Genomic DNA, 6,543 nt, shown 5'->3' with positions numbered 1-6,543 from the left:
CCGCCAGCATCGTCACCGTCTCTGCCGCCACGCCCATACCACAGCAACGATCGACATCTCCGGAAGCTACGGGTTATTCCTCTGCAGGCCCTTAGCGATCTTTCAGGCATGATCTGTCAGTGTGATTTGGCCCCACTTGGGCGCCGCCACTGTCAGGGGCCCGATGTGCCCGCCAGCGAGGGAGATGCGTGTGATCGTCTGGGTGAACGGCGCCTTTGGCAGCGGCAAAAGCACGTTGGTGGAGGAATTGCGTCTGCGCTGGCCCAAGACGCTGGTCTATGACCCGGAGATGGTCGGCTTCCTGCGGCGTCAGATCGTGGAGGTCCCGACCGGCGATTTCCAGGATCTGCGGCTGTGGCGGCGCCAGGTGGCGGACTTGGCCGTGGGACTGGTCGAGGAATATCAGCGGCCCGTCTTGGTCCCCATGACGCTGGTCAATGCAGAGTATGCGGGTGAGATCTTCGGCGCGCTGAAGGGAGCGGGGGCCGTCGTCCATCACTTCTTCCTCAAGGTCTCAGCTTGAGGTTTAACCTTTGAGCTGCACATTTGCCGCGATCGGCAACAGAGGTGATTGATCCGACATAGCGGATTGTGTCCTCTGCAATACGGCGTGTCGCCGTGACCCAGGCCAGCCACCGTCTCCATCTTCAAGGTGTCAACCCAAAGAAGAGGAGGCGGTGGCTGTGTCATCCATGCTGGCATCCGCAGCGGCGGCTGTCCCGGAATCGGGCCAGGAGAGTGAGCGGGCCGAAGCGATAGCGGAGTTGTCGGAGTTCCGCCAGGAGATCTACGGCTGCCTGACGGCGCGCGCGGATGAGCTGTTCGAGCTGGCCGAGGCGGTGTTATGCGCCGACGGGCCGGTACGCACCCTGGTCGGACTGGCACTGACGCCTGAACACCGGCGAGGACACGGCGCCCTGTATGACGCGATCAACCACGGCCGGATCGAGATCGGCCGGCTCCGCAGAGCCCTGGCCACGGTGCCGCTCCCGCGCGCCGCGGGCGGGCGGATCGTCCTGGCCGCCGACATCACGGCATGGCTGCGGCCCGACGCGCCGACCAGCCCCGAACGGCTGTTCTGCCACACCTACGGCCGCCGCAAGGACGACCATCAGATGATCCCCGGCTGGCCATACTCGGTGATCGCCGCACTGGAAACGGGCCGGACCTCCTGGACCACGGTGCTCGACGCAGCGCGGCTGGGTCCCGGCGATGATGAGGCCGCCGTCACCGCCATCCAGCTGCGCGATCTGGTCGCCCGCCTGATCCAGGCCGGGCAGTGGCGTCAGGGCGACCCGGCCATCCTGCTGGTGGTCGACGCCGGGTACGACGTGCCCCGGCTGGCCTTCCTCCTGGACGGCCTGCCAGTGGAGGTACTGGGCCGGTTGCGCTCGGATCGGGTGCTGCTGCGTCCCGCCCCGTCGCGGGAGGAGTTTCTGCTGGCCAGCCCCGGTGGCGGACGTCCGCCCAAACACGGGAGCAACTTCCGGATGAAGGACGAGACCAGTTGGGGCGAGCCGCAGCACGTCACGAGTACCGCCACCAGCCGGTACGGCACGGCGGTCGCCGCAGTGCTTGGATCGATCATGTCGGCGAGCTCCCGGTCATCGAGGGCACCCTCATCCATCTACGGGTCGAGCACCTGCCCGGCGAACGCGATCCCAAGCCGGTGTGGCTGTGGACCTCGGCCATCGGCATCACCGCCGCCCATCTGGACCGGCTCTGGCAGGCCTTCCTCCGCAGATTCGACCTGGAGCACACGTTCAGAATGTGGAAGCAGACCCTGGGCTGGACCGTCCCGAAGATCCGCGACCCCTATGCCGCCGACCGCTGGACGTGGCTGATCATTGTCGCCTACACCCAGCTTCGTCTCGCTCGCCCCCTCGCCGAAGACCTGCGCCGCCCGTGGGAGAGGCCGCTGCCGCCCGAGCGGCTCACCCCTGCTCGTGTCCGCCGGGGGTTTCGCCACCTCCGCACGAGCCTGCCCCAGCCCGCCAGTGCACCCAAACCCACGAGCGCCGGTCCCGGACGCCCCAAGGGATCAAGGAACCGCGTCCTCGCCCGTCATCACCAGGTGGGAAAGACCGCTAAACGCGCGACATCATTCACCGAGCACCGCGAGCAGGCAGGTTAAACGACAAGCTCAGCGAACGTCCTGGCGAAGCGGATCGAAGGCCGGAGCTTCACGCCTGACGATCCCGAAAAGGATGAGCGGATCCGGGCGTGGTGTAAGGCCAAGATCGAGCCATGCTTGGCCGCAGCCGACACGCTGCCGAGTGACACCGTGTTCCTGGACGGCGAGCTGACCCCACAGGAACTGGCCGATCAGGTGCTGGCCCGCGTGGGTGTGAGCCTGGGGCGGTAGCCCGAGCGGCACGCGGATCACGGGCACTGGTGCGTGCGTGTGATCAGCCGCTGACCTGCTGGTTCTTGGTGTGCGACAGGCGATAGGAGTCGGTTCCTGTCTCGATGATGTTCCCTGTCGAAAGTAGGCCCGGGTGGCACGTGAGGTATGGCTGGACCCGTTATCCATGATCAGGTGTATGGCCAGGTCGGGGGCGATGGCCTGCTCCAGCCGAGACAGGAAGCCGATGAAGGTCACCGAGTCGTTGCGGGCGATCCATTCGGATAACACCTCGCCGTTGGCGACGTTCATCGCCGCGACGATCGACACGGTGCCGTGACGGCGGTATTCGAACTCGCGCCGGACGAGGCGACCCGGCCGCATCGACTGGTCGGGGTGGCGACGGGATTTGGCCTGCATCCCGGTCTTCTCATCCACGCTGAGCAGCACGGTGCCGGCGGGCGGGCGCAGATACAGGTCACAGACGGCGGCGGCCTGCGCCCAGAACTGCTCATCGTCGAGGCGATGGAGCCAGCCGCGGACCCGGTGAGGTCGCAGATCGGCCTCGGCCAGGATCCGGCCGACCTGCGAGGGCGAGATTCGCGTGTCGGCGAGATGGCCGGCGATCAGCGTGTGGGTCCAGACCGAGACGCCCTCGGGCGGCACACTGGTGGCGGCGGCGATGACGCGCAGCCGCACGTCCGGGCCGTAGGTGGCGGGCCGTCCGCTGCGCGGCCGGTCCTCCAGCGCGGGCAGGCCGCCTTTGACGAACCGGCGCCGCCAGGTCCGCACCGTGGTCACGCTCACCTTCAACTCCGCTGCGATCGCCGCGTTGGTCCAGTTCCGCCAGGCCAGCAGCACGATCCGGGCCCGCAGCACCATCCGCTGCGGCGAGGTGGCCCGCGCCACGATCGCCTCCAGCTTGGCGCGTCGGCGGCTGCCCAGGATGACGACGTCACAACTGACGGGCCGGGCCATGCCACACTCCCAGATCAGACGAACATGATCGATTCGCCCGATCTTGGCGGGATCTGCGTGCCGCCGCCGCCCACCACGCCGACCTGCGCCACAATGACCGTCATGCCGGTGCCCTCAGCCAAACTCAAGGACCTCATCGAAGGGACCGTGGACCACCACGCCTCCCAGCGCTGGCCGCGATTGGCCGAGGTCACCATCCGCTGGCGCGGCTCCTACGGCTACCTGATCGCTCACCCCAACGACGACCCCGACGATGACGAGCAGATCCCGCTGGCCCGGATCGAATACCTCGGCATCCCCGACGAGTGGGGATTCGCGATCTACCAGGCCAGCACCGAGGACTACCGAGACGCGATTCTGCCCAGCGGGGCGATGACCGGCACCCCGATCGAGGCGCTCGACTGCGCGTGCGCCCTCTATCTCCCCGAACCGAAAGATCACCCGGAGTGATCACCCGAAACCATCAGGGACTTCAGCGGGCCTGCACTAGTGTGATGCGCCGGAAATTTCGTCTGTAAGTACGTATGCTGTTTTCATGTCGCATCGAGGTCCACGTGCTGTCGAGGTCGTGCTCTCGGAAAAGGAGCGCATCGAGTTATCGCATCGAGCGGCAGGCGGGGCAGGCGCCCGAGTGGCCGAGCGCGCGCAGATCATCCTGGCCTGCGCGGATGGTGCGTCCAGTACCCGGGTGGCTGCCGACCTGGGTGTGAACGTCGCGACGGTGCGCAAGTGGCGTTCCCGGTTCGCAGCTGACCGGCTGGCGGGCCTGACGGACGAGCCGCGGCCGGGTCGGCGCAAGGCGGAACTGGTCCTGTCCGAGGCCGAGCGTGCGCAGTTGACGCGCTGGGCCAGACGATCGAAGACCGCACAGTTCCTCGCGCTGCGCGCCAGGATCGTGCTGCGTTGCGCCGAGGGCGGCACGAACCATCAGGTCGCCGCCGAACTCGGCATCGCGCCGGCGACGGTCAACCGCTGGCGGGCGAGGTTCATCGCCAAGCGCCTGGACGGCTTGCAGGACGAGCCGCGGACAGGCCGGCCGCCCTCGATCCTGCTCGACCAGGTCGAGGACGTCGTCATCGCAACGTTGGAGGCCACCCCGGGCAGGGACATCCACTGGTCGCGCGCCTCGATGGCCAAGCGCACCGGCCTGTCGAAGTCCACCATCGGCCGCATCTGGAAGAAGTTCGACCTCAAGCCGCACCTGCAGGACACGTTCAAGTTGTCCACCGACCCGCTGTTCGTGGACAAGGTCGTCGACGTCGTCGGGCTGTATCACAACCCGCCCGAGAAGGCGGTGGTGCTGTGCGTGGACGAAAAGAGCCAGATCCAGGCGCTGGACCGCTCCCAGCCGGTGCTGCCGATGATGCCCGGCATGCCCGAGCGGCGCACCCACGACTATCTGCGGCACGGCATCACCAGCCTGTTCGCCGCGTTCAACATCGCCGATGGGACCGTGATCGGCCAGCTGCACCGCCGCCACCGGGCGATCGAGTTCAAGAAGTTCCTGACCTCGATCGACAAGACGGTGCCGGCCGGACTCGACGTGCACCTCGTGTGCGACAACTACGCCACCCACAACACTCCCGAGATCAAGGCGTGGCTGGGCAAACACCCCCGCTTCCACGTCCACTTCACTCCGACCGGCTCCTCCTGGATCAACCAGGTCGTGCGACACGAGGTCGCATGTGATGAGTGGAATGTGCCGAAGGAGGTCGCCTGATGTCGACGGCATAATGCCCGGTCCAGTGCGTAAGGACCGTCCCCGCCCCGGCGTGCGTCATGGGTGACCGTGGGGTGCGAAGCCCGGGGAAATGCCCAAGGACCCTCGTTCCATCCGGGGGTCACAGGCTGGGGAAGGCCGGACGGGTGAACGCAAGTGAAGCCTCGATGACGCCTCGTCATTAGCACTCTCGCGGATGGGTCGCAGGAGCGGGAGATAGGGACCGGCCGCTGGAAGGCGGCGGGTGCCGACCGGAGGGATTTGGCCGGTCGGGAGCGCACCACCGTCCCCGGGGTTCAGAGGACGCCCTCCCCGGTCGCATCTATCGCATGCGGAACGTGACAACCCCGATGGGGTCCAGGCCGTGTAGTGCGGGCTGGTAGGCCGACCGTGAGGGAAGCGTAATTCCCCAGCGGGCGCAGGAAGACCCGAGAAGCGAATGCCGGCGGCCGAAAGGCGACAGGAAACCGGAACCCGGATGCCGACTCCTCCGTCGGCGGGTGCCGCATAACTGGCCGGATAGGGGCTGATGCCCTGACCTGAAAGGGTGCCGACGCGGGTCTGGTGAGCCTGCGAAGACGAGACGACCGAGACGCCCGAACCGAGGGACAAGTTGGACGCCGATCTGGTGAACGGACCTGAGGACGACGGCTTGGACTGGGACCGGATCGACTGGGGCCAGGTCGAGCGGGAAGTACGGCGGCTGCGGCAGCGGATCTTCGCGGCATCGCAGGCCGGGGACCTGAAGCAGGTCCGCAATCTGCAGAAGCTGATGCTCCGCTCGCGCAGCAACGCTCTGGTGAGCGTGCGGCGCGTCACGGAGATCAACGCTGGCCGCAAGACGGCCGGGGTTGACGGCAAGACGGCTCTGCTGGCCGTCCAGAAGGCCGAGTTGGCCGACTGGATCCAGCGCGGGGCCGCCGCGTGGTCCCCCCGTCCTGTCAGGCGGGTGTATGTGCCCAAAAGCAAGGGACGCCGTCGTCCGCTCGGCATTCCCGTGATCGCCGACAGGGCGTTACAGGCCCTGGCGGTGAACGCGCTGGAACCGGAATGGGAGGCCCGGTTCGAGCCGAAGTCCTATGGATTTCGGCCGGGCAGGGGCTGTCATGACGCGATCGTGGCCATCCACACCACGGCGAACCGCAAGGACGCCAGACGGCTGTGGGTGCTCGACGCCGACTTGGAGGCGGCATTCGACCGGCTCAGCCATGATCACATCCTGGAGTCGCTGGGTTCCTTCCCCGCTCGGGGGCTGGTGCGCCGGTGGCTGAAGGCGGGAGTGATCGAGGATGGCCGGTTCGCCTCGACCGGGGAGGGTGCTCCCCAGGGCGGGGTGATCAGTCCCGCGTTGATGAACGTGGCATTGCACGGCATGGAGCAGGCAGCCGGAGTCAGGTATTGGGGTACCGGTAAGAAACATGTCATGAGCCCCAAATGGCGTTGATCTTGCTGTGATGTGCCTGGTCAATGCTGGTTGGTCATGAAACACCCCCCGATGCAC

The 6,543-nt window shown here is 67.0% G+C and carries 5 protein-coding genes and 2 pseudogenes; 6 read left to right on the top strand and 1 reads right to left on the bottom strand.

The genetic code is table 11. The annotated features are described in order from the left end of the window. The first annotated feature begins 190 nt into the window (after positions 1 to 190). Complete coding sequence (locus ACIBVN_RS57765) at positions 191 to 523, top strand: hypothetical protein (RefSeq protein WP_397150946.1); 333 nt, start codon at positions 191 to 193, stop codon at positions 521 to 523. A 169-nt stretch (positions 524 to 692) separates the two neighbouring features. Further along, entirely contained in the window at positions 693 to 1,844 is a 1,152-nt protein-coding gene (locus ACIBVN_RS57760; protein ID WP_397150944.1) for a transposase, read from the top strand. A gap of 299 nt (positions 1,845 to 2,143) precedes the next feature. On the opposite strand, the gene ACIBVN_RS57755 is transcribed toward ACIBVN_RS57760, so the two are convergent. Further along, positions 2,144 to 3,226 (bottom strand): IS630 family transposase, encoded by a 1,083-nt coding sequence (locus ACIBVN_RS57755; protein WP_397150942.1) that lies wholly within the window; start codon positions 3,224 to 3,226, stop codon positions 2,144 to 2,146. 198 nt (positions 3,227 to 3,424) lie between these two features. On the opposite strand from ACIBVN_RS57755, the gene ACIBVN_RS57750 reads away from it, so the two are divergent. From ACIBVN_RS57750 to ACIBVN_RS57735, 4 genes and pseudogenes are all read left to right on the top strand, one after another. Next, entirely contained in the window at positions 3,425 to 3,772 is a 348-nt protein-coding gene (locus ACIBVN_RS57750; protein WP_397150940.1) for a hypothetical protein, read from the top strand. An 85-nt stretch (positions 3,773 to 3,857) separates the two neighbouring features. Next, positions 3,858 to 4,124 (top strand): annotated as a pseudogene (locus ACIBVN_RS57745) (helix-turn-helix domain-containing protein); the annotation flags it as partial. A gap of 3 nt (positions 4,125 to 4,127) precedes the next feature. Continuing rightward, positions 4,128 to 4,994, top strand: a pseudogene (locus tag ACIBVN_RS57740) (IS630 family transposase); the annotation flags it as partial. A 676-nt stretch (positions 4,995 to 5,670) separates the two neighbouring features. Beyond that, positions 5,671 to 6,486, top strand: a complete 816-nt coding sequence (locus ACIBVN_RS57735; protein ID WP_397150938.1) for a reverse transcriptase N-terminal domain-containing protein — start codon at positions 5,671 to 5,673, stop codon at positions 6,484 to 6,486. The last annotated feature ends 57 nt before the right edge of the window (positions 6,487 to 6,543 follow it).

This window comes from Nonomuraea sp. NPDC049400 (genome assembly GCF_044466425.1).
Classification (GTDB): Bacteria; Actinomycetota; Actinomycetes; order Streptosporangiales; family Streptosporangiaceae; genus Nonomuraea.
Note: the sequence above shows the minus strand (reverse complement) of the source record. Positions and strands in the feature narration are given on the sequence as shown.